The sequence below is a fragment of the Brevibacillus panacihumi W25 genome (assembly GCF_000503775.1).
Classification (GTDB): domain Bacteria; phylum Bacillota; class Bacilli; order Brevibacillales; family Brevibacillaceae; genus Brevibacillus; species Brevibacillus panacihumi_A.
The window spans coordinates 947,647-970,246 of sequence record NZ_KI629782.1 but is presented as its reverse complement, the minus strand read 5'-3'; the positions used below and the strand labels follow the sequence as shown (position 1 = coordinate 970,246).

Genomic DNA, 22,600 nt, shown 5'->3' with positions numbered 1-22,600 from the left:
GTATCATTAGAATTGGGTAAGATTATTGTGCAAAGCGAGGTTTATTCATGACCGCCAAACCATTTAACGATACCTTTTTAAAAGCTTGTCGCAAGGAAGCGACGGATCGCGTGCCTGTCTGGTATATGCGCCAGGCAGGACGCTATCAGCCTGAGTACCGGGCGATCCGCGCAAAACATAGCTTTTTTGAGATGAATTACATACCGGAAGTATGCGCAGAAGTTACGCGACTGCCTGTCGAGCAGCTTGGGGTGGATGCTGCTATTTTGTTTGCCGACATCATGACCCCCCTAAAACCGATGGGAGTAGATGTAAACATCGAATCGGGGATCGGACCGGTGATCGCCAACCCGATCCAGACGCTGGCTGATGTACAGCGTCTTCACGATCTCGACCCCGAGACACATGTTCCGTACATCCTGGAATCGGTGAAAATTCTGCGTCAACAGCTTTCGGTTCCGCTGATTGGCTTTGCCGGAGCGCCGTTTACCCTGGCAAGCTACATGATTGAGGGTGGCCCGTCTAAGCACTATCACAAGACCAAAGCCTTTATGTACACAGAACCGCAGACCTGGCAGGCCCTGATGGACAAGCTGGCTGACATGACTATCACCTACCTCAAGGCGCAGATCAGAGCAGGCGCACAAGCTGTACAGGTATTTGATTCCTGGGTCGGAGCCTTGAATGCAGAGGATTATCGCACTTATATTACTCCTGTTATGCAACGGATCTTTTCAGCGCTTCGTGAAACAGATGTGCCGATGATTTATTTTGGCGTAGGGGCCGGTCATTTGCTCAAGGAATGGAATCGTCTGCCGGTCGACGTGCTCGGCCTGGACTGGCGAACGACGATTACCGAAGCGAGAGAGCTGGGCGTGACCAAGGCGTTGCAAGGCAACCTGGACCCGACGCTCTTGTTGGCTCCGTGGGAAAAGCTCGAATCCAAAGCGCATGAGATCTTGGAGGAAGGAACCAGACAGCCTGGCTTTATCTTCAACTTGGGCCATGGCGTGTTCCCGGATGCAAAGGTAGAGACCTTGCAAAGATTGACCCACTTGATTCATAGCTACAAACGGGAGCAGTAATCAGGAGGTGCGAACACAATGTCCAAACAAAAAATGGGTTTATTGCTGATGGCGTACGGGACACCCCGCTCTCCTGAAGAAATAGAGCCTTATTATACTCATATTCGCCGAGGCAGAAGACCGTCGCAGGAGCATTTGGACGATCTGGTCTCCCGCTACGAGGCGGTTGGCGGCCTGAACCGGTTTGCAGAGATCACGGATGAACAGGTCATCGAATTGGAAAAAGAAATGAACCGCCGCTATCCAGAACGGGAATTTGTCGGATATCTGGGTCTCAAACACATTGCGCCTTTTGTGGAGGATGCGGTAGAGAAGATGAAGCAGGATGGCATCACGGATGCGATCAGTCTCGTTCTCGCCCCGCACTATTCCACTTACAGCGTAAAAGAGTACAACGGCCGGGCGAAAGCGCATGCGGAAGCCATCGGGGGTCCGAACATCCGCAGCATTGAAAGCTGGTACCTGGAGCCAGGATTTATCGGGTACTGGGCAGACGCCATTCGCGACACTCTGGCTGCAATGCCAACGGAACAACGGGAGAAGGCAGTGGTGATCTTTTCCGCCCACAGCCTTCCGGAAAAAATCCTGCAATCCGGGGACCCGTATCCGCAGCAATTGGAGGAGACGGCCAAACGGATTGCCGAACAGGCAGGAATCCCCGATTACGCCATCGGCTGGCAGAGTGCAGGCAACACGCCGGAGCCTTGGCTGGGGCCGGATGTGCAGGATTTGACCCGCGAACTGCATGAGAAACACGGGTATCAGGCGTACGTCTATTGCCCTGTCGGTTTTATCGCTGAGCATCTCGAAGTCTTGTATGACAATGATGTGGAGTGCAAGGCTGTGACAGATGAGCTGGGCGTACACTACTACCGCCCTCCGATGCCCAATGCCAGACCAGCCTTTATCTCGAGTTTGGCAGATGCGGTCGAGAAAAAGCTGGTAGAGTAGGGGTTCGATCAAAATGAGTGACAACAGCTATCACATGACGATTATTGGCGGCGGCATCACGGGACTGAGCGCCGCCTTTTACTTGCATCGGCAGATCCAGGAGCAGGGCTTGCCGGTCCGTTTTCAGCTCATCGAAGAGGCAGATCGCCTCGGGGGCAAGATCAAAACCTGGCGGCACGAGGGATTCGTCATCGAGCTTGGCCCGGACTCCTTTCTGGAGCGCAAAGCAAGCGCAGCTCAATTGGCCAAGGATTTGGGCCTGGAGGACGAACTGGTACGCAATCGCACAGGGCAGTCTTACATCTATCACCAGGACCACCTTGTTCCGATTCCAGAAGGTGCCGTCATGGGTGTGCCGACCAAAATCATGCCCTTCGTCAAAACGGAACTGGTCTCCTGGCCGGGCAAGCTGCGTGCGGCGGCTGATTTGCTCCTGCCTGCCGCTCAAGGGACTGAAGACCGATCAGTCGGAGAGTTTTTTCGGCGCAGACTGGGAAATGAGGTCATCGAAAATCTGATTCAACCGCTTCTATCCGGCGTCTATTCAGGTGATATCGACAATCTCAGCCTGTTGGCAAGCTTTCCGCAATTCGCCAAAATGGAGCAACAGCACCGCAGTCTGATCTTGGCGATGAAGCAATCCCGGCCGCAGGCCAAGGAGCCTGGAACTCCGAAGGGAATTTTCCTGACTCTGAAAAATGGCCTGGAAACATTGATTGAGGGCATGGAAAAAAGCCTTCCCGTGGAAAGCATTTGGAAAGGGATAGGTATAGAAAAGCTGGAAAAAAACGGGAATAACCGTTATCTTCTGACGATGAAGGATGGACGGATACTGGAAACAGATGCCGTTCTGCTCACGTTGCCGCATGCGGTGACAGAGCCGCTTCTCGCCCCCTATGCATCAGTGCCGACACTGCCAAAAGCAAAGCCGCACATGGTGGCGACGATAGCCATGGCGTTCCCGGAGGATGCACTGGATCAACGGCTGGACGGTACGGGCTTTATCGTACCGCGCAACTCGGGGATCGAGATTACGGCTTGCACCTGGGCGCATCGCAAGTGGCCCCATTCCACACCCAAAGGAAAAGCATTGCTGCGCTGCTTCGTAGGCAGAGCAGGCGAGCAATCCTTCCTGCAGCTTTCAGATGAAGAGATTGTTGATATGGTCCTGCGAGAATTACGGAAGATCATGACGATTCGTCAGGAGCCTGATTTTTATCGTGTCACCCGCTTGCAGAATGCGATCCCGTATGTCGTGGGACATCAGGCATGGGTACAGGAAGTGAAAAAGCGTGTTCGCGAAGAGCTTCCAGGTGTCTATCTGGCAGGTGCTTCGTACGATGGCGTCGGGGTGCCTGATTGCATCGATCAAGGAAAAAAAGCAGTATCCGATTTGCTGGCAACCATCCAACCGGGGAGATAACCCCGGTTTTTCTATTTTCCGGTGCTAAAGGACTCGTCCGTTCCATATAGTATAGGGAAATGTCCTGCACTTGAAAGGAGGAGCACGAATGGCATTACAGGATGGACTGCTTTCGTTCACCATCAAGGAGACCATTTTCCTCTCATCTGATAGAGCCGGTATCGGTGATTTGCAAGAGCTGGAATTGGTTCCGGATGTGGAGGTGCTTGAAAATCAGTCCTATGTTTCCATCACAGGCTGCTTGCAGCTCTATGGGAAGTACGAGCCGATCAGGGATACTGCTGAGCCAACCAGTGGTGGAACGGAAACCCTGGTAGAGGCGATGTCGTTCTCCCCATTACGTCTGGATGCATCTGAGAGGGCTGCTTACGGTTTGGAAGAACAGATCGGACACCGCATTCCGCTGAATATTACGATTCCTGTAGAACGGATCGCACAGATGGGGGATATCTACGCGGTCGTAGACAGCTTTGATTACAAGCTCGAATCTCCTCATCAGATGCTGGTAGAGGCAGAACTAAAAATCGCCGGGATACATTTTGCAGATCCGGCGGAGGAGAGGCAACAGGAGACGAATTCCTATGATTACAGTTACGAGGCAGTGCCAGCCAACCATGAAGACGTTTGGGATTACTCACACGTAGCGGTAGAACAGACGGAAGAACTGACCGAGCCGGCGACGCTGGAAGAGATCGAGGAGAAACTGAATGCGCTGGAACAGGAAATGGAAAGAGATGCCCAGCCCATCGCATACGAATCACAGGATTCCCCTTCGCTCTTTGACACACCGGCTGTAGAAATGAGTTCGCATCAGATGTATACCAACAACAGCTTTGGCGAAGTGACGGAAGATGAGGCAGGCAATTCAGATTCGAGCCAGTACGAATCATGGAATCTGCCCGCTCAAGTACGGGAAGAGGATTCATCGACATTCGAGCATGTAGCGGCACAGAACGGCTACAATGATCAATACGAGTACGACCAGCAGGAGGAAGAACTGGATGCTCCCGTCTTGGCCATCCACGACGAGCAGGAGGTAGACTATACATCTGTCGCCGACCAACAGCCTGCCGCCAGACAGGAGGAAAGTGCTGAAGAGGGGATTGCCGCGAAGACTTTTTCAGCAGAAGAGGAGCAGGAGAGCCAGGAAGTGCTTGCCTCTGCTCAGGAGGAAGAAGAGGCTGATTCGCAAGCAGTGGACGGTCATGTAGAAGAGGTTGAAGATGAAGAGGTTGCGTCCGAAGCCGATGCTGCTGAAGTAGAGGTAAGCGCGGAACCAGAGGTGCAGGAGGAGGCAGAAGTACGAGTCGCGATTTCCGGGAAACCCTCCAGGGAAAAAGAAGGGAATCTGAACATTACGTCCATCTTCTCGCATGCTTCGAAGGCGAGACAGGAAGCGGAAGCGCAGGATCCCGAGTCTTCCTCCAGTTCGTCCAAAAAAGCGGCCGTGCCAGCTGCCAACGCGTCTACTTTGGAAGCGATGCAGAACCTTTCCGCCTTCGCGCGCAGCCGGGAAGAGCGAACCAGCCAAATGAAGCTGTGCATCATCCAAAAAGAAGAAACCCTGGAAGTCATCTCGCAGCGCTATTCCTTGCCGGTATCCAGGCTGGTGGAGGTAAACCGACTGACCTCTGATCAGTTGGTAGCCGGACAAATCCTGTACATTCCACAGTGAGGAGTGGAGGGCTGTGGACAAGATTGAACTGAATGAGATTTGCCAACAGTATCGAGCGCGTGTGATTCGCGTCACGCCGCTGGACGACTGTTATTTGCTGGAGACCAATCGTGGTCCCAAAGAACTGCGGGTATGGCCGCGCGTAGATGTGATGCGCTGGTCGTTTGCTTGGCGCGAACGACTGGCGCGTCAGGGTTTTCGCGGTCTGGAGAGGTTTATACGGACGCGTGAAGGCAAACCTTACGTCATCGCAGGGAAGCGTGGAGTCACCATGACAGATCACCATCGTCGTATCGAGCCTTGTCAGCCAGGGGTCGAGATGGCTCGCCAATGCGGAGAGGTGATCGGGATGATGCATGCCGCACAGCAAGAGAGTCCGCTGCTGAACGGGACGGAGTACCTGAAGCATGAGCAGTTGAAAGCGGAATCGGAATGGAATCGGGCGAAGGCACTCTTCGCCTCCTTCCGCAGGGAAGATAAAAAAAAGCTTCGGGGAGAGCGCTGGGTGGCGGAACTGGGTCCGACGCTCCTGCAGCGAATGGAGCGCTCCTATACGATGCTGAGCCATCCGGAGATCCCCCAGGACAGCATCGGCGTATCACACAGAGATTTGACCCGTGACAATTGGGGGATCGTGGATGAGCGGCTGTTTATCCGCGGCTTCTTTCGGCCGGCGTTGTCGGTACAGCATCGGGATGTAGCAGGATACTTGCGGGAACTCTACTTGACGCATGAGGACCTGGAGCAGATCGATTCATTTTTGGATGGTTACGAAGAAAAAAAGGCGCTCTCCTACGGGGATTATACGTTGATGCTTGCTTTCATGGCTCGTCCCCGGGAAGTGTGGAGAAGTGTGGAGTCGTATGTAAAACAGCTTGAGCACGGGCCGCAGGTGCCGACGACAGCGATTGAACAGGCTTTGGAATGCCAGCAGACAGTAGATGTCCTTCTGCGGCACATCGCCAATCGAGCCGAGCGGGCAAGGAGTGAAGGCAGCCATGAGTCGCTTTGAGGAAATTTTCCCCCTGTTTCAGGAATACGACATGTTTGCCCAGTCCATCGATATGATCAAGGAGCCGAATGTGTTCAAGGCAGAAACACCGTACGGCACCTTTATCTGCAAGAGATCGTCCATCCCGGGCAAGCGTTTTTCTCAAGTCAGCGATGTCTTGCGGCAATTGCAAAAACGCGGCTGGGAAGGGGCTGTCCCCTTCGTGTATACGAAGTACGACGATCCCTTCGTGCAGGTCGAAGACAGGGTGTATTACCTGACACGATGGCAGCCCGGCAACGAACAATGGGCTGCTCAACCGCTGGCTTGGGCGACGCCGACTCTGGAAAGATTGGCGGAAATGCATCATTTGACCCAAAATGTTCACTTCGACGATCCCAGACAGGTGGAGCCGTTGATTGACTCCTTGCTGGCGAGATGGCGGTTCTGGCTCAAGCAAATGGACGCCGCAGCCGAGACGGCCCAAGGACGGATCTATCAATCTCCGTTTGATGTCGTATTCTTGGCCAACCAGGGGTTTGTCGCTGATCTGGGCAATCAAGCGATTGAGCTTCTTACGGATTGGCGCGAGCGGCACGAGACTCACGCGCACTTTCGCCTGTCATTGATACACGGCTATCCGCACCCGGCTCATACGGTTGCGGACCGGAATGGCCGGGGAAGACTGATCAATTTTGACCGGGCTGTATTCGACACGCCGATCCGCGATTTGACGTTGTTTTATCGCACGTATTTTCAGATGGCGGGCGATCAGGCAGGCGCTTCTCAGCTGTTTCACCATTATGCCTCCATCTTCCCGCTGCGGCCGGATGAGATCGAACTTTTGGCAGTGTTTTTAAGCTATCCTGAACGTGTGATGCGGGACATCGATGTCTATTACAACAAGCGGCGAGACTGGAGCGAATTATATGCCGTCAAGCGGCTGGAAAAAGATATGGACCGTTTGATGCGACTGCATCGCTGGGTCCAGCAAGCATTCTAATGGGCAACGTCTCAGCAGCTTGGGACGTTGTCTTTTCCATTACAGCCAATCCAGGACGATGGCCACATAGAGCAAAGCGAGGAGTCCCAGCAGGATCACATCGAAGGAGGTCGGGAAGAGGACGGTTCGGATAAATTGAAAGACGATCAAGGGAAGTAAAACTTGCTTGAAGCCAAACTTGATTCGCAGAAAGGTAGGATTGTACTTCCAGCGAAAATTCATCGCGAGATCACCTCAACTCAGCATATGCCAAAGCAGTTTGGACAGTGCCAGTCAGCTCTGCGCAGGTTTGGGGCTGGGTAAAAGAGGGAAGGGCAATTACAACAAGGATATATGCTGGCGAGTAAGGTGATGGAGATGCAAATGGAAGCGTTGATTTTTTGGCTTGGCATCGGTGTTGGCGGTTGCATTCTTTTTGGCTTGTGGGCCGCTTACCGAGAATATGGCACCAAGATTTTAGAAGATTCGGCTGCTGAAGGATTTCGCCGCCAGTACCTCAAACTGCGTTTTTCTCAATTGGAAGCTGGCTTGATGCTTTTATTGATGCTGGCAAGCTTGCTTGGTCTTTTGCTGCTCCCGCAATTGTCCTTCGCCGGGAGTGCGGGCTTGTCCGCAGCGCTTCTGCTGTGTGCCTTTCACTTTGTTAGGACAGGCCTGTCGAATCGAATGCTACTAAAAGAGGTATTTCACTCTGCGGCCAAGCTGCAGCAAAATTATGCAGAGAAAGTGCTTTCCTTGCAGGCGACCAACAGCCAGCTTGCACATCTTGTGGGAGTAAACAAAAACTACAAATTTTTACTGAATGCCAGAGATGACGTCCGCCCGCGCCCGTTGACGGAGGATTCTTTGCAGGAATTGACCCAAGAGCTCGTCGACAACTGGTTTGCGAGGGTCGGCACCATCTCCTTTCTGCGGTTCTCGCTGGAAACAGCCGATGGCGACGTGTATCATGAGGCGATGCGAGGCACACCGGATCATCCTGATGTCATCCTGCGGGTCTGTGAGCAAATTAAAGTGGAAGATCTGCCTGGTTCCCTGGAGCTGATCCGATTCGTCACGCTGACGGCAGAGGTCAAGATGGGGGAAAATGGTGAACGGGAGCTTGAACCAGCCTTTTTCCGCTTTTTGCTGCTCCATGTTCACGACTATCTCCTGCAGTGCATGGACAATCGCCGTTCCTTGGCGTTCCGGGAGATGGAGAAGGAAATGGAGCTGGCGCAGCGAATACAATCCTTACTGATTCCTCGAGAGAAGTTCTCTCTGGAGCGGTTAAAGGCGCGCGCGGTCTATTCTCCCGTGACCTACGTAGGCGGAGATTATATCGACTACATCCAGATGGATGAACGCTATACCTGCTTTATTGTTGCTGATGTCTCAGGCCATGGATTGCCAGCCAGCATGCTTGCGACGGGCATCCGAAGTGCCGTACGTTCAGTCGTGTTGCAGAATGTATGCGCCCCTGATGAGATTCTGGGTCGGTTGAACCGGCTGTTGTACGAGGACCTGTCCAGGACGAGATCATTTATCACGGCGCTGGTGATGGTTTATGATAGAGATGAACACAAGCTGCTGCTGAGCAGGGCAGGTCATCCGCACCCCTTGTACCTGTCGGAAACAAAACAGGTTATCCTTCCTTGCATGGGTGGGGTTGGATTGGGCTTGTTGCCGGACTTTACCTATCCCTTGCAAGAGATCGCTTTGCAGGAAGCGGGCATGATGCTCGTCTACACGGACGGCTTATTGAATTCGGGACGAAACGATCCCCAAAAGTATCCGCAGAAATGGCTGCACGATCTCGGGTTGCTTTTGCAGGAATCTGATGTAACATGTGAAAACGCGATTGATCGCGTAGAGGCATTTATCTGGGATAAGACAAGAAGTGGGCAACAGACCGATGACATTGCTGTGCTGATTTTGCAATTTCTACCCGAAGAGGAAACATGCATGTATCATAAAGGGGGCAACACGGAGGGAAAAGCGTCCGCCCCAGCGGCCAACGCGACACGAAAAAGGAGGATGAACCGTGATTCTGTGCGAACAGTGTCCGAACAATCCTGATTGTCAAAACTGCCTAGAAGCCTTGCGTGTCGGCAATTCGGCTCGAAAAGTGATTCCGCCCCGTTCTGTTCGCATCACCCTCCTTGGCAGCGGAAAGACCTGCCAAGTCCAATTGGTGACGGTCAGCAGGACGGCGATAGGCTTATACAGCCCCAATCTTCCGCTTCACGACCGACTCGAAGTGGAACTGGCGGATGATTTTCGCATTATTGGCACTGGATTAAAAGGGATTGAGGGCGATCCGTATTTTGTGATGGACATCGACAAGGTGCTGCGCCGTCAGGAAGTCCTGGATCGCTTGTTGCTCGAGGAATTTCATACCTGGCTCATGAGCAAGGAACTGGATCTTTCCAACATCCTCCTGGATTGGAAGGAACGAGACGACCAGATGAGCCGTCTCATCAAGCAGGAGCTGCAAAAGCTGTCCATTCTGCGTCAGGTGGAGACGATCTTTCTGTACCACTACGAATGGGGAAAATTGCGTCCGCTCGGATCAAACCGGGCTGATCCGGACGTCGAAAGGGAAATGAAGCGGCTGATTCATCCGGCCTCTTTGACAGGAGCTTCCCTTCGCGAGCAGCTGGTCTCGGCGAATGGAGAGAAGGTTTTTGAATTGTACGTCTCTCCCCTGCCCGATCAAACCTGTGGCGTAGCATTGATCGACGTGACGGCTGTCATCATGGAGGAGCGCAAGCGCAAGAGGCGAGAGTGGGAGATGTACCGCGATCTGCTCGGTGTCGTTACGCGAAACAAACTGCTGCTTTTAAACGATGAGGAACTGTTTGTATTGCTGAGGGAGGGACGAAAGCTCCTGTCACAGGACCTGGGGGAACCAGAGGATTTGGCTTCGCTGCGGAAGGCCTTCCGGAAAGCACTGGAGCCGATGAACCTGCCGGATAAACGGCTCCTGCAATATCTGGTCGCCGTCAATGAGGCGGCATCCAACATGATCAAACACGGGAATGGCGGTTCCATCCTGCTCTATGCTGCGACGGACTGGAGCAAATGCAGAGCAGTCATCCATGATGATGGGCAGGGAATTGTACTTGAGGACCTGCCTCGTGCTACACTGTTACAAGGGTATTCAACCCAGCATTCCCTGGGAGTCGGCTTTCACGTCATGCTGCAATACTGTGATCGGCTCTATCTGGGGAGCTCGCATGCAGGTACGAAATTGATCCTGGAGTGCGACGCTACTTCCTGAGGCGATAGGCATTCTTTGGTTTTCATGTTTATGGACGCAAAAATCAGGGTAATCAATCAGTGTGGAATGACAAAGTACAGTATCGATACCGAGAGGGGGGTGGGCATGGACTACCGAGCAACGGAGACAAATGGACAGGCCACGTTATTTTTTACTGGAGAATTGGATATGGCAGTGGGAGACCAGGTCGGCCAATTGCTTCAGAAATACGGAGAGCGGAATCAAACTGTCAGAGTCGATTTTCAAGATGTCTCTTTTGTGGATTCATCCGGCATCGGCAGCCTGTTTTTTACCACAAAAGAGTTGCTGGCTTTGGGCAAAGAAGTGGAGATCGTAAATGTACGCGAGGAAATCCTGGATATTTTGCACGTGCTGGGCTTCACGCAAGCACTGGGCATCTCTATTGGAAAGGCCGAATAACCGGGTTTGACGCAAAACGACTCTATTGTATATAATACATGAGATGAATAAATTCCATATACCATCAACGATGAGCGGGAAGAGTAGGTCAGGACGCCTTGACAGAGAGGAGAATCAAAGCTGAGAGATTCTCTAGGTTGGGAATGGCTGAATGTCGCCCAGGAGTTGTTCCGATGAGACCATTGTAGTCGGAAGCGGTTCGCAGCCGTTATCTTGTTTGAGGGAACACCCGAGTCTGCAAGGCTTGGCGTGTTAACAAAGGTGGTACCGCGAAATGATCCTTTCGTCCTTTGGATGAAGGGTTTTTTTATTTTTTCAACGAACGAGGAGGAAAAAGCGATGTCAACACAACCGTCACAAGAGATCGATCAATTGCTGCCGAAGAACTATGACCCCAAGGCTGCAGAGAGCAAGTGGTATCCATACTGGATCCAGAATGAATTTTTCAAAGCGGAGCGCGATCCCAAAAAACAACCATTCACGATTGTGATCCCGCCTCCCAATGTGACCGGAAAACTGCATCTGGGCCATGCGCTTGATACGACCCTGCAGGACATCATCACACGCACGAAGAGAATGCAGGGCTACAGTACTCTGTTTCTGCCTGGGATGGACCACGCAGGGATTGCTACGCAAGCGCGTGTCGAAGCGACGCTGCGTGAGGAGGGTATCTCCCGCTATGATCTGGGCCGGGAACAATTCCTGGAGAAGGTCTGGGAGTGGAAGCATGTCTACGCAGGGCATATTCGCGAGCAATGGGAGAAAGTGGGTCTCGCTCTGGATTACTCCCGTGAGCGCTTCACGATGGATGAAGGATTCTCCCGCGCCGTGCGCGAGGTATTTGTCCGCCTTTATGAAAAGGGCTTGATCTATCGCGCCAATCGGATCATCAACTGGGACCCGGCAGCACGGACGGCTCTGTCTGACATCGAGGTTATCTACAAAGAAGTGAAAGGCGCCATGCACCATATGCGCTATCCGCTCTCGGACGGCAGCGGATTTATCGAGGTAGCCACCACGCGTCCGGAAACTATGCTGGGCGATACAGCAGTAGCGGTTCACCCGGAAGACGAGCGCTACAAGCATCTGGTCGGCAAAACGGTCATTCTCCCGATCGTCGGCAGAGAAATCCCGATCGTAGCCGACGACTATGTCGATCCCGAATTCGGTTCCGGCGCAGTGAAAATTACGCCTGCTCACGATCCGAACGACTTCGAGCTGGGGCTTCGCCATCAGTTGCCGCAAATCGTCGTCATGGATGAGACGGGCAAAATGAACGAGCTGGCTGGCATCTATCAAGGAATGGATCGCTTTGCTTGCCGCAAGCAGATCATCAAGGATCTGACAGAGCAAGGCGTGATGTTCAAAGTCGAAGAGCATATCCATCAGGTAGGTCACAGCGAGCGAAGCGATGCTGTCGTGGAGCCGTATCTGTCCACCCAATGGTTCGTCAAGATGCAGCCTTTGGCCGATGAGTCCCTCGCCAACGCAGCGAGTGAGGAAAGTGTCAAGTTCGTGCCGGAACGCTTCAAAAACAATTACCTCCGCTGGATCGAAAATATTCGCGACTGGTGCATTTCCCGTCAGCTCTGGTGGGGCCACCGGATTCCTGCCTGGTACTGCTCGGATTGCGGGGAAACCATCGTATCCCGTGAAGACGTATCGGAGTGCCCGAGCTGCCACAGCCACAAGCTGGAACAAGATAACGACGTTTTGGATACCTGGTTCTCTTCGGGCTTGTGGCCGTTTGCAACCCTTGGATGGCCGGAAGAGACAGAGGATCTGAAGTACTTCTATCCGACTAATGTGCTTGTTACCGGATACGACATCATCTTCTTCTGGGTAGCCCGGATGATTTTCAACGGACTGGAATTTACCGGTCAAAATCCGTTCGAACACGTTTTGATCCACGGCATTATCCGCGATTCCGAGGGACGCAAGATGTCCAAGTCGCTCGGCAATGGCGTCGATCCGATGGATGTGATTGAGAAATACGGTGCGGATGCCCTGCGCTTTACACTGGCTACGGGGAACTCTCCGGGGAATGACCAGCGCTTCTACTGGGAAAAAGTAGAGTCCAACCGCAACTTTGCCAATAAAATCTGGAACGCTTCCCGCTTCGCCCTGATGAACCTTGCAGGCTTCCGCTATGAGGACATCGACCTCAGTGGAGAGCTTTCTACACCAGACAAATGGATTCTTTCCCGTCTGCAAGCGACAATTGCCGATGTGACCCGATTGTCCGACAGCTTTGAATTCGGCGAAGTAGGACGGATTCTCTACAACTTCATCTGGGATGATCTGTGCGACTGGTATATCGAGATGGCCAAACTGCCGCTGTACGGCACGGACGAGGCAGCGAAGAAAACCACGCAATCGGTGCTTGTGACCGTCCTTGACCAGACCTTGCGTCTCTTGCATCCGTTCATGCCGTTCATGACCGAAGAGATCTGGCAGGCTTTGCCGCATGAAGGGAAGAGCATCACCGTAGCAGCATGGCCGACCGTCAAGGAAGAGTGGATCTTTGCCGATGCAGAGGCGGAGATGAATCTGCTCGTCGAAGTCATTCGCAACGTACGCAATATCCGCGCTGAAGTAAACGTACCGATGTCCAAGAAAATCGAACTCCTGATCAAGCCAAGCGATGCCCTTTCTTTTGAAAGACTGAGCCGCTCGGAAGAATACATCACGCGTTTCTGCAATCCGGAGCGTCTTTTGATCAGCATGGAGCTGAGCACTCCTGACAAAGCGATGTCTGCCGTCATGACTGGTGCCGAGCTGTACCTCCCGCTCGCAGGATTGATCGATTTGGAGCAGGAGCTGGCTCGTCTGGAAAAAGAACTGGCTACCTTGAACAATGAGGTAGAGCGGATCGAAAAGAAATTGAACAACGCCGGCTTCATGGCCAAAGCACCGGAAAAAGTCGTCGCAGAGGAAAAAGCGAAGATGGCCGACTACATGGAAAAGCGGGATAAAGTAATTGCCCGACTGGCCGAATTGAAGGGCGCATGATTCGCCGTATCATCGCATAATTTGAGAATGGAGCATAGCGGTATGAGTTCAGAACAATTTACGAAATACGAGCAAGGGCTCGACTGGCTGCACGGACTCTTGAGATTCGGGGCGAGACCGGGTCTGGAGCGAATGAACTGGGTCCTGGAAGAGCTGGATCATCCGGAGCGCAGACTGCCGTTTATCCATGTAGCGGGGACCAACGGCAAAGGTTCGACCTGCGCATATCTGACGCAGATGCTGTTGGAGGCAGGGTACAGTGTAGGGACGTTTACTTCTCCGTATCTGATTGATTTTCGGGAACGTATTCGCTACAACGGCAATATGATTCCTCAAGACGATCTGCTTGCGTTGATCAACGAGATCAAAACGCTGGTGGATCGATGCGAACAAGAAACGGAATACGGCTCTCCCACCGAGTTTGAGGTGGTTACGCTAATCGCGATTCTCTACTTCGCAAGAGTGGTGAGACCGGCTGTTGTAGTATGGGAGACGGGGCTGGGCGGACGCTTGGATTCTACCAACGTCGTCCTGCCGATCGTCTCGGTCATCACGAACATCGGGATGGATCATACGCAAGTGCTGGGACAAAGCCTGCCGGAGATTGCCTGGGAAAAGGCAGGCATCATCAAGCCTGGCGTTCCGGTCGTGACAGGCGAGCGCAATCCAGAAGCGCTTGCCGTCATCACGAAAAAAGCGAAAGAGACCCGCAGTACCGTGTACCAGATCGACAAAGAATTTGAAGCTGCACAACTGGAGGAGCAGCTGGGCGAACAACGGTTTCGCTACAAAAGTATTCACCGCCGCCATGAAAGCAGCTACCGGTTGACGATGAACGGACCGCACCAGGTCGATAATGCGGCTGTCGCTTTGATGACGATCGACGTGCTGCGAAACTACTTCTCCTATATCCTGGAGGAGGAAGAAATCTTGCGCGGTTTGCAACAAACGCGCTGGCCTGGACGTCTAGAAGTCGTCTCCTCCAGGCCGTTGGTGGTTCTGGATGGAGCGCACAACCGAGAGGGAATAGAAGCGCTCACGGGCAGTCTGAAGAAGTTAATGCCAGGAGAGGCGCGTCTGCAAATGCTGTTTGCTGGACTGGGTGACAAACCCTTAATGGAGATGGCGTCAGCGCTGACAGAGATGATGGACCGGGTAGAATCACTTCACGTGACAACCTTTGATTATCCACGGGCTGCAGATGCCCAAACCTTGTATCAAGCGTTTCGCGACGGAGGATGGGAGGAAACGCTCCTGGACACTGTCCCAGACTGGCGTGCTTTTCTGAAAGATTGGATGAAAGATAAGCAATCAGCGAAGGCGGATGACTGGCTGGTCATCTGCGGTTCGCTCTACTTCATCGCCCAAGTGCGCGCATTCTTTCCCACTACAGTAGAAGAGGCAGGTGAATAGGGTGGATCAGGCACAACACGTCCACTTTGTGGGTATAGGCGGTTATGGAATGAGTGCAATTGCTCGTGTCTTGATTGACCAAGGGGTTAAGGTGACCGGCTCGGATGTCGCATTGAATGATTTGGCGAAGAAGCTGGAAGCAAGAGGGGCAATTGTACACATCGGCCATTGCGCATCCCACATCGAAGGAGCAGACACGATCGTTTACTCCACCAGTATTCCCAAAGATAATCCAGAGGTGGTTGCGGCAGCAGAGCAGGGAATCCCGGTTTTGCACCGCTCCCAGATGCTTGCCAAAATCTTGAATGAGCGTACAGGGATCGCCGTGGCAGGGGCGCACGGAAAGACTACGACCACTTCCATGATCGCTCATGTCCTAGAAGAATGCGGCGTAGATCCGACGTTTATTATTGGCGGAGAACTCGTGAATGCCGGGACCAATGCAAAGGCGGGTTCCAGTCCATACGTGGTGGCAGAGGCGGATGAAAGCGACGGTTCTTTTTTGGAATATCGTCCCTACTACGAGATCGTAACAAGTATAGAGCCTGATCATCTGGAGCATTTCGATGGCGACTTTAATAATTTGAAACGTGCCTATGTCGAATTCCTCGGTCATCTCAACCCCGGGGGAAAAGCTGTACTATGCATTGATGACGCGCATGTGAGAGAAGTGCTTCCCTCCGTTGCACAGACTGTCATCACATACGCCATCCATGAGCCGTACGCCCAGGAAGCGACGTATCGAGCGAGCGAGATCGAATGCGGAGATCGGCGGGCAAAATGCCTCGTCTATCATCGCGATCTCCTGTTGGGTGAGCTGTCTTTGCATGTACCAGGGAAACACAATATCTCGAATGCGCTGGCAGCGATCATCGTCTGCCTCGATATTGGCTTGCCCTTTGAACAGATTGCCGCAGCACTGACCACTTTCCGAGGAGCCAAGCGACGCTTTCAAATTATCGGCGAAGCACGGGACATCCTCGTAGTGGATGACTATGCCCATCATCCGACGGAAATTATTGCGACGCTGCGTGGAGCGAAGGCGTCCGGCAAGCGAGTGATTGCCGTGTTCCAGCCGCAGCGATATACCCGTACTTTTTTCCTGATGGATGAGTTTAGTCGAGCCTTCAGTGAGGCGGATGAGGTGATCATCACCGATATTTATTCTCCAGCAGGGGAAGAGCGGATCGAGGGGGTTTCCTCAGAAGTCCTCGTTCAGAAGATCCGCACCAACAGTCATCCTCGTGCCCAATACATCCCGACCAAGGAGCAGGTGCAGGAGCGTCTCTATCAGGAGATTCAGCCTGGTGATTTGGTCATTACGATGGGCGCGGGAGATATTTGGAAGTCGGCTTATTGGCTGGCCGAAAAGTTAGGAAAATAAATCGAGAAGAGGCCCTTCTCCTCGGTGAGCAAGACCACTTGTTGACAAGAGTCTATGCCCACAGGCGAGAAGGGCATTCTTTTATTTAATTTTTAGTACTAGATACTAATACCTGGTGTTATAATGAGGTTATCAAATTGATAGCGATTGGAGTGTTGGCAATGAAATCACCAACGTTGACCACGAATTCAAAGGCGCGTGTCACCGCCATTGGCACCTATGTGCCCGAACGCGTACTGAGCAATGAAGATTTGGAGAAAATCGTAGATACATCCGACGAGTGGATTGTCCAAAGAACAGGCATGCATGAACGACGAATCGCCTCGCCTGATCAGTTCTCCAGCCATCTCGCCATAGAAGCGGTCAGCAACCTGGCGAAGCGCTACCAGAAAACACTGCATGATGTAGACATGGTCCTGGTCGCCACCTCGACGCCGGATTATCCGTTCCCCAGCGTAGCCAGCCAGATTCAGGCTCATTTTGGCATGGCGCAGGCGGGGGCTTTGGATCTGGGTGCGACATGTGCAGGCTTTGCCTACGGGCTACATGTAGCCAATGGCCTTGTAAGTGCTGGCTTGCATCAAAAGGTGCTCGTCGTAGCGACAGAAACCCTGTCCAAAGTGACGGATTATACAGATAGGACCACTTGTGTCCTCTTCGGTGACGGCGCGGGAGCTGTTCTGGTAGAAAGAGACGAAGAGCAGACCAGCTTCCATTCGTCTTATACCACGGCAAAAGGGGAAGGCGGGATTCACCTGTACCGCTCCGGACTGTCCAAGAAGATGCACGGGAAGCCGCTCTCTGGAGACGGATGCATTGTGCAGAACGGCAGGGAAGTCTATCGCTGGGCGGTGACGACTGTTCCTGAAGGCATGAATGAGGTCGTAAAACGGGCCAGGATGTCGCTTGATCAAGTGGATTGGTTTATTCCGCACTGTGCCAATTTGCGGATGATCGAATCCATTTGCGAGAAAAGCGGGTTCCCGCTCGAAAAAACTCTCACCAGCATGGCGTATTACGGCAATACATCGGCTGCCACGATTCCCTTGTCATGGGAGGAAGGGATCTTGCAGGGGAAGGTCAAAGCAGGCGATACGCTCCTTCTCTACGGATTTGGCGGCGGACTCGTCCAGGCCGGCATGCTGCTCACTTGGAATCCGAAGCAATAGGGAGGGACGCTGTCCGGCACAATGCAAGGTGCCGGGCGGCTTTTTTTGTTCCAGTGACATGCGGCATACTTGCAGGCACAACAAACGGGGGAATGGAGGAACGTAGTGGGAGCAGTTTCGATGGAAATCATCACACGGTGCGTACTGTTCGTCTTATGCTTATTTGTGACGTGGACGGATTTGCAGGAGAGGCGAATCCCAAATTGGTCGCTGCTCTTGTGCGTGATCCTTCTTTTTGTCATGCGCTTTTTCTTTGGTCCGCCCTGGTCCTGGCTCGATCCATTGCCTGTAGCTAGTGTAGTCCTGTTTTCCTTTGCGGCACTGGCCTGGCGATGGCCGGAAGCGTTGGGGATGGGGGATGTCAAACTGTTCGCTACGCTCGCGTACGGACTGGGTGGCGCGGCCTTCGTCTGGATTGTAACGGCAGCCAGTCTCCTTGCCCTTTTATCCGCAGGCGTGGTACTCCTGGTCAAACGAAAGAAAGCGCCACGGCTGCTGCCTTTTGCTCCGTTTCTCTTCGCTGGTTATGCTTGCTGGCTTAGCGCCGGAGCGGCATCCTGGTGAGACAACTGTCATACCCCGTCCCATCGCGGCGTATGCTGGTACAAAGAGCCTGTAGCTGGGAGGGCATGACGTTGAGCGGAAGTCAAACAAACAAATTCAGAGTAAAAGTGAACGGGCAAAACTGGGATACACCGTCTAAGGGATCAGCAAAACCAGTCGAAGAAAAACAACCTTCGTCTGGCCGCAAGCAAATTCAGGGACCTGCCTTGTCTGCGGCAGAATTAGCCAAGATGTCAAAGCGCGAAGACGCATGGGACAGGATGATCGAAATTCGCGGTACTGCTGCCGTGGAAAGAGCGGCGCAGCCAGAAAGTGACCCTGAACGGGATGAAGATAACCAGCCGGATTACGGAGAACTCGATTATAGCGGCGGCAAAAGGAGAGGGCAGCGCATCGAAGCCATCTGGCCGAAGAAAGCATTTGTCCGCATCTTTCTGACGACGGGTGGCGCTGTGGCAGTCGGTCTCATCTTTGGCATTATGGTGCTGACGATTTTTTCCCAAGAGCAGTTCAAGACTTCCTACCGGTCGGTTTTGTCCGATACGGTGCAGACGCTGACAGCACAATCCGCGGACCAGGGAGAACAGAAGACACCTACTGCTGGGACGCCACTCCCGCAAGAAGCGGACGCAAGCACGGCGCCGACTGCTTCTGCAGATGCCTCTCAATCCGTGTCGCTGCAGCTTCCTGAACTGAAAATGTTCGTCGCGCAGGCAGGTGTTTTTCAAGCAGACACATCTGCAGAGGCAGCGGCGGCTCCTTTGACCCAAAATGGTCTCTCGCATCTGCTGTACAACGACTCGTCCAAGCAATACATGTTTGCCGCAGCCGCCACCAATCGGGAAGCTGCGCTCGGCTTTGCCAGCAATATCAAGGACAAGGGCATTGAGGTGTATGTAAAAGAGTTCAGCTTCCCTGCTTTTCATGGAGCGGTTCAAATGGGCCAGTCGACTGACGCAGGGAATCATCTCGACCTGCCGATGTTCTTCTCCAAAGGGCGTGAACTGGTGGAAGCCCTGTCTGCTAACTCCGGCCTGGTGATCACAGCTCAGCCTGCCTCTGGAGAAGTGGCGAAAATCAAGGAGACGCATCGGAAGTTCCTTGAGTCGGGCAAGGTGAGCGCTTTACCTGCGGAATGGCAGCCTCATTTTCAACAAATGGTGAACGGCCTGAATCAGGCAGTCACAGCGCGTGATAAAATGGCGGAGGCTTCCACGGGCCAAAAAACGCAAAGTGCCGAGCAATATGCCTGGCAGGTTCAGGCGGGGATTCTCTCCTATCTGGAAAGCTATACGAAATGGATACAGCAGGTAGAGAACAACCAATTTCTATAGATGTGCGCAAAGGCTTCCGCCAAGTTTTCTTGCGGGAAGTCTTTTCTTTTTATACAGTTACTACCAAGAGCAACCGGGGATTGTTTCACCCTCTCCCTTTTGCTACACTTAGGGTTGGTTAATGTGAATCCCTTTGCGGTTTTTGGGAGTGGAAACATGGGGAAAGAGACGCTTACACTAGTTTTTCTATTGATTTGCGGAATGCTTTTTGGCAGCATTATGGGCGAAATCCTGAGTCCCTGGATTCCGTTCTTGACCAAGAGTAAAATGATAAGCTGGTCACCCGCTGCGGATTTGGAGATTGTGAAGTACGACCTGAACTTTCAGTTTAAGCTAAACCTGGCAAGTATCGGGGGCCTTGCCCTCGCGTTTTGGATACATCGACGACTGAAGTAGGGAGTATGACAGATGAAACAAGAAAAAATGCTCATTCTTGCGTCGTCCTCACCGCGACGCAAAGAGTTGTTGCAGACACTTGGCTTGTCCTTTAGCATTCAATCCAGCGATGTGGACGAGACGACAGATCCGGGCATGCAGCCGCAGGAAATCGTAGAGGAACTAGCGTTGCGCAAAGCCCGAAAAATCGCTTCTGGCTTGACAGAAGGCGTTGTTCTCGGCTCGGATACGATCGTCGTGTTGGATGGTGAAATCTTGGGCAAGCCTGTGGACGATGAAGATGCTTATCGCATGCTGCATGCTTTGCAAGGGTGTGAACATACTGTTTACAGCGGAATCGCTCTGATTGACGCCGAAAGCGGGCAATCAGAGGTTACCCATTCCCGTACACAGGTAAGGATTCGTCCGCTCGCACCAGATGAGATCCGCGCGTATATCGCTACCCGTGAACCGATGGACAAGGCTGGTTCTTACGCGATCCAGGGAATCGGAGCGACGCTGGTCGAAGGGATCGAGGGTGATTACTTCACGGTTGTCGGTCTGCCTCTGCGTCTGACAGCCTCGATGCTCTCACGCTTCGGCATCCAGGTTTTGTAAGTTTTGAGCTTGCTTTGGTTTCTAGCGGCTAGGGTATTATTCTGCATGATCGCAACCTCACGCAGCCGTTTTCAAGCAATAGATGGGAATGGCTGGAGGCGAGGAAAATGTCAACAAATACCTGTAACAAAACCGTCCTGAAAAACGTCCCTTACTATGATCGTCCCCGGGAGAGACTACTCCGAGTGGGAGCCATTCATTTATCGGACACGGAGCTTTTAGCCATCTTGTTGCGTACAGGGAGGGAGAATGAGACGGCTTATCAGCTCGCTGCTCGTTTGCTCGCTACCTTTGGTGATCTGCACGGACTGGCTCAAGCAGCTCATTCGGAGCTGACGGAGATAAAAGGAATCGGTCAGGTCAAGGCGATCGAACTGCAAGCCGCTTTGGAACTGGGGCGCCGCTTGCACAGTACCCCAAGGCAAAGACGTGCTGCGATTCGTTTGCCGAGGGATGTGGCCGAACTGATGGCTCCAGAGCTTGCCCATCTGACGCAAGAACATTTTGTTTGTCTATTTCTAAATACAAAAAACCATGTCATTGGCAAACAGACGATTTTTGTAGGAAGTCTGGACTCCTCAATTGTGCATCCTCGTGAAGTGTTTAAGGAAGCAATTCGGCGAAGCAGCGCATCTGTGATCTGCTTACATAATCATCCGAGTGGCGATCCGACTCCAAGCAGGGAAGATATCGCGGTTACGCATACATTGCGGGAAGCAGGCGAATTGGTTGGGATATCTCTTTTGGATCATGTGATTATCGGGGATGGCAAATACATCAGCATGAAAGAGCAAGGGTATATGTAAATCATAGTTATTTCACAAATTACCGGCTCGCTACTGTCAAATATTGGAAGGAGTTTTCGTATGTTTGGTGGATTTACTCGTGACTTGGGGATTGACCTGGGTACTGCTAATACACTTGTCTTTGTAAAAGGAAAAGGAATCGTCGTTCGGGAACCATCCGTTGTGGCGATTCGCACAAACAACAATTCAATTGAAGCGGTGGGAAATGCAGCGAAAAACATGATTGGACGTACGCCGGGTAATATCGTAGCCGTCCGTCCCATGAAAGACGGTGTCATTGCCGACTTCGATACCACAGCGACTATGATGCGCTATTTCATTAATCAGGCGCAAAAAAACCAAGGCATGTTCAACCGCCGTCCCAACGTCATGGTATGCGTACCTTCCGGGATTACAGCCGTAGAGAAGCGGGCGGTAGAGGATGCGACAAAACAGGCTGGAGCAAAAGAGGCGTATACGATTGAGGAGCCATTTGCTGCCGCTATCGGAGCAGATCTTCCTGTCTGGGAACCGACAGGCAGCATGGTCGTAGACATCGGAGGAGGGACCACCGAAGTGGCGATCATCTCCTTGGGGGGAATTGTCACCTCGCGTTCTATTCGTGTAGCTGGCGACGAGATGGATGAGGCGATCATCCAGTATATCAAACGCCGCTATAATCTGATGATCGGAGAGCGTACGGCAGAGACGCTCAAACAGGAGATTGGTTCTGCGATCGCACCGGAGGAAGTAGAGACCGTAGAAATTCGCGGGCGAGACCTGGTGACAGGACTGCCCAAAACGCTGACCGTCAGCAGCACCGAAATCGCCGAAGCATTGGCTGAGACAGTGGCTGCCATCGTGGAAGCTGTCAAAGTTACATTGGAAAAAAGCCCGCCTGAGCTGGCTGCAGATATTATGGATCGGGGGATTGTACTGACTGGTGGAGGGGCCTTGCTGCGAAACATGGACCGTTTGTTGAGCACGGAAACGGGGATGCCCGTCCATATCGCAGAAAACGCCTTGGATTGTGTGGCGATTGGGACAGGACGCGCACTGGAGAACATGCACCTGTTCACGTCCAAGACCGGTATCACCTCTTCCCGACAAAAACGGGGTAAATAAACGGAGGTCTG

Annotated in this window: 20 protein-coding genes and 1 other annotated feature; of the genes, 19 read left to right on the top strand and 1 reads right to left on the bottom strand. The window is 52.7% G+C overall.

Going from position 1 to position 22,600, the window contains the following annotated elements:
- Window positions 1–47 precede the first annotated feature (47 nt).
- The 6 genes from hemE to T458_RS34065 all read left to right on the top strand — a co-directional run bounded on the left by hemE (window position 48) and on the right by T458_RS34065 (window position 7,128).
- Window positions 48–1,085, top strand: coding sequence for a uroporphyrinogen decarboxylase (gene hemE, locus T458_RS34090; protein WP_023555002.1), 1,038 nt, complete (start codon window positions 48–50; stop codon window positions 1,083–1,085).
- An 18-nt stretch (window positions 1,086–1,103) separates the two neighbouring features.
- Entirely contained in the window at window positions 1,104–2,036 is a 933-nt protein-coding gene (hemH, locus tag T458_RS34085; RefSeq protein ID WP_023555001.1) for a ferrochelatase, read from the top strand.
- A gap of 13 nt (window positions 2,037–2,049) precedes the next feature.
- Window positions 2,050–3,459, top strand: a complete 1,410-nt coding sequence (gene hemY, locus T458_RS34080; RefSeq protein WP_023555000.1) for a protoporphyrinogen oxidase — start codon at window positions 2,050–2,052, stop codon at window positions 3,457–3,459.
- An 88-nt stretch (window positions 3,460–3,547) separates the two neighbouring features.
- Window positions 3,548–5,134, top strand: a complete 1,587-nt coding sequence (locus T458_RS34075) for a LysM peptidoglycan-binding domain-containing protein (protein ID WP_023554999.1) — start codon at window positions 3,548–3,550, stop codon at window positions 5,132–5,134.
- Window positions 5,135–5,147: 13 nt separating this feature from the next.
- A complete protein-coding gene (locus T458_RS34070) occupies window positions 5,148–6,146 on the top strand; it encodes a protein kinase family protein (protein ID WP_023554998.1) in 999 nt (332 codons plus the stop codon).
- On the top strand, window positions 6,133–7,128 hold the full coding sequence (locus T458_RS34065) for a protein kinase family protein (protein ID WP_023554997.1): 996 nt from the start codon (window positions 6,133–6,135) through the stop codon (window positions 7,126–7,128). Before T458_RS34070 ends, T458_RS34065 begins: the two co-directional genes overlap by 14 nt.
- 39 nt (window positions 7,129–7,167) lie before the next feature.
- On the opposite strand, the gene T458_RS0128370 is transcribed toward T458_RS34065, so the two are convergent.
- Window positions 7,168–7,350 (bottom strand): hypothetical protein, encoded by a 183-nt coding sequence (locus T458_RS0128370; RefSeq protein WP_031305416.1) that lies wholly within the window; start codon window positions 7,348–7,350, stop codon window positions 7,168–7,170.
- A 141-nt stretch (window positions 7,351–7,491) separates the two neighbouring features.
- On the opposite strand from T458_RS0128370, the gene T458_RS0128365 reads away from it, so the two are divergent.
- From T458_RS0128365 to T458_RS34005, 13 genes are all read left to right on the top strand, one after another.
- Window positions 7,492–9,186, top strand: coding sequence for a PP2C family protein-serine/threonine phosphatase (locus T458_RS0128365; protein ID WP_171819355.1), 1,695 nt, complete (start codon window positions 7,492–7,494; stop codon window positions 9,184–9,186).
- The gene (locus T458_RS34060) at window positions 9,152–10,390 is read left to right on the top strand and encodes an ATP-binding protein (protein WP_023554995.1); all 1,239 of its coding nucleotides are present in this window, start codon (window positions 9,152–9,154) and stop codon (window positions 10,388–10,390) included. Before T458_RS0128365 ends, T458_RS34060 begins: the two co-directional genes overlap by 35 nt.
- 105 nt (window positions 10,391–10,495) lie before the next feature.
- Window positions 10,496–10,810, top strand: coding sequence for an STAS domain-containing protein (locus T458_RS34055; protein ID WP_023554994.1), 315 nt, complete (start codon window positions 10,496–10,498; stop codon window positions 10,808–10,810).
- 61 nt (window positions 10,811–10,871) lie between these two features.
- Window positions 10,872–11,104, top strand: a binding site (T-box leader).
- A 45-nt stretch (window positions 11,105–11,149) separates the two neighbouring features.
- Window positions 11,150–13,822: a valine--tRNA ligase gene (locus tag T458_RS34050; RefSeq protein ID WP_031305414.1), complete on the top strand. Its 2,673-nt coding sequence runs from the start codon at window positions 11,150–11,152 to the stop codon at window positions 13,820–13,822.
- A 42-nt stretch (window positions 13,823–13,864) separates the two neighbouring features.
- Complete coding sequence (locus T458_RS34045; RefSeq protein ID WP_023554992.1) at window positions 13,865–15,235, top strand: bifunctional folylpolyglutamate synthase/dihydrofolate synthase; 1,371 nt, start codon at window positions 13,865–13,867, stop codon at window positions 15,233–15,235.
- A gap of 1 nt (window position 15,236) precedes the next feature.
- The gene (murC, locus tag T458_RS34040; RefSeq protein ID WP_023554991.1) at window positions 15,237–16,619 is read left to right on the top strand and encodes a UDP-N-acetylmuramate--L-alanine ligase; all 1,383 of its coding nucleotides are present in this window, start codon (window positions 15,237–15,239) and stop codon (window positions 16,617–16,619) included.
- A 161-nt stretch (window positions 16,620–16,780) separates the two neighbouring features.
- Window positions 16,781–17,788, top strand: a complete 1,008-nt coding sequence (locus tag T458_RS34035; protein WP_023554990.1) for a ketoacyl-ACP synthase III — start codon at window positions 16,781–16,783, stop codon at window positions 17,786–17,788.
- Window positions 17,789–17,908: 120 nt separating this feature from the next.
- Complete coding sequence (locus T458_RS34030; protein WP_031305413.1) at window positions 17,909–18,352, top strand: prepilin peptidase; 444 nt, start codon at window positions 17,909–17,911, stop codon at window positions 18,350–18,352.
- 71 nt (window positions 18,353–18,423) lie between these two features.
- Window positions 18,424–19,686, top strand: a complete 1,263-nt coding sequence (locus T458_RS34025) for a hypothetical protein (protein WP_023554988.1) — start codon at window positions 18,424–18,426, stop codon at window positions 19,684–19,686.
- A gap of 156 nt (window positions 19,687–19,842) precedes the next feature.
- Entirely contained in the window at window positions 19,843–20,082 is a 240-nt protein-coding gene (locus T458_RS34020) for a DUF4321 domain-containing protein (protein ID WP_023554987.1), read from the top strand.
- A 12-nt stretch (window positions 20,083–20,094) separates the two neighbouring features.
- Window positions 20,095–20,679, top strand: a complete 585-nt coding sequence (locus T458_RS34015; protein WP_023554986.1) for a Maf family protein — start codon at window positions 20,095–20,097, stop codon at window positions 20,677–20,679.
- A gap of 107 nt (window positions 20,680–20,786) precedes the next feature.
- Window positions 20,787–21,485 (top strand): RadC family protein, encoded by a 699-nt coding sequence (gene radC / locus T458_RS34010; RefSeq protein WP_023554985.1) that lies wholly within the window; start codon window positions 20,787–20,789, stop codon window positions 21,483–21,485.
- A 60-nt stretch (window positions 21,486–21,545) separates the two neighbouring features.
- A complete protein-coding gene (locus tag T458_RS34005; protein WP_023554984.1) occupies window positions 21,546–22,589 on the top strand; it encodes a rod shape-determining protein in 1,044 nt (347 codons plus the stop codon).
- The last annotated feature ends 11 nt before the right edge of the window (window positions 22,590–22,600 follow it).

Coding starts and splice junctions, on each gene's coding strand:
- hemE (WP_023555002.1), top strand. CDS start 48: ATGACCGCCAAACCATTTAACGATACCTTTTTAAAAGCTTGTCGCAAG.
- hemH (WP_023555001.1), top strand. CDS start 1,104: ATGTCCAAACAAAAAATGGGTTTATTGCTGATGGCGTACGGGACACCC.
- hemY (WP_023555000.1), top strand. CDS start 2,050: ATGAGTGACAACAGCTATCACATGACGATTATTGGCGGCGGCATCACG.
- T458_RS34075 (WP_023554999.1), top strand. CDS start 3,548: ATGGCATTACAGGATGGACTGCTTTCGTTCACCATCAAGGAGACCATT.
- T458_RS34065 (WP_023554997.1), top strand. CDS start 6,133: ATGAGTCGCTTTGAGGAAATTTTCCCCCTGTTTCAGGAATACGACATG.
- T458_RS0128370 (WP_031305416.1), bottom strand. CDS start 7,350: ATGAATTTTCGCTGGAAGTACAATCCTACCTTTCTGCGAATCAAGTTT.
- T458_RS0128365 (WP_171819355.1), top strand. CDS start 7,492: ATGGAAGCGTTGATTTTTTGGCTTGGCATCGGTGTTGGCGGTTGCATT.
- T458_RS34055 (WP_023554994.1), top strand. CDS start 10,496: ATGGACTACCGAGCAACGGAGACAAATGGACAGGCCACGTTATTTTTT.
- T458_RS34050 (WP_031305414.1), top strand. CDS start 11,150: ATGTCAACACAACCGTCACAAGAGATCGATCAATTGCTGCCGAAGAAC.
- T458_RS34045 (WP_023554992.1), top strand. CDS start 13,865: ATGAGTTCAGAACAATTTACGAAATACGAGCAAGGGCTCGACTGGCTG.
- T458_RS34035 (WP_023554990.1), top strand. CDS start 16,781: ATGAAATCACCAACGTTGACCACGAATTCAAAGGCGCGTGTCACCGCC.
- T458_RS34030 (WP_031305413.1), top strand. CDS start 17,909: ATGGAAATCATCACACGGTGCGTACTGTTCGTCTTATGCTTATTTGTG.
- T458_RS34020 (WP_023554987.1), top strand. CDS start 19,843: ATGGGGAAAGAGACGCTTACACTAGTTTTTCTATTGATTTGCGGAATG.
- T458_RS34015 (WP_023554986.1), top strand. CDS start 20,095: ATGAAACAAGAAAAAATGCTCATTCTTGCGTCGTCCTCACCGCGACGC.
- radC (WP_023554985.1), top strand. CDS start 20,787: ATGTCAACAAATACCTGTAACAAAACCGTCCTGAAAAACGTCCCTTAC.
- T458_RS34005 (WP_023554984.1), top strand. CDS start 21,546: ATGTTTGGTGGATTTACTCGTGACTTGGGGATTGACCTGGGTACTGCT.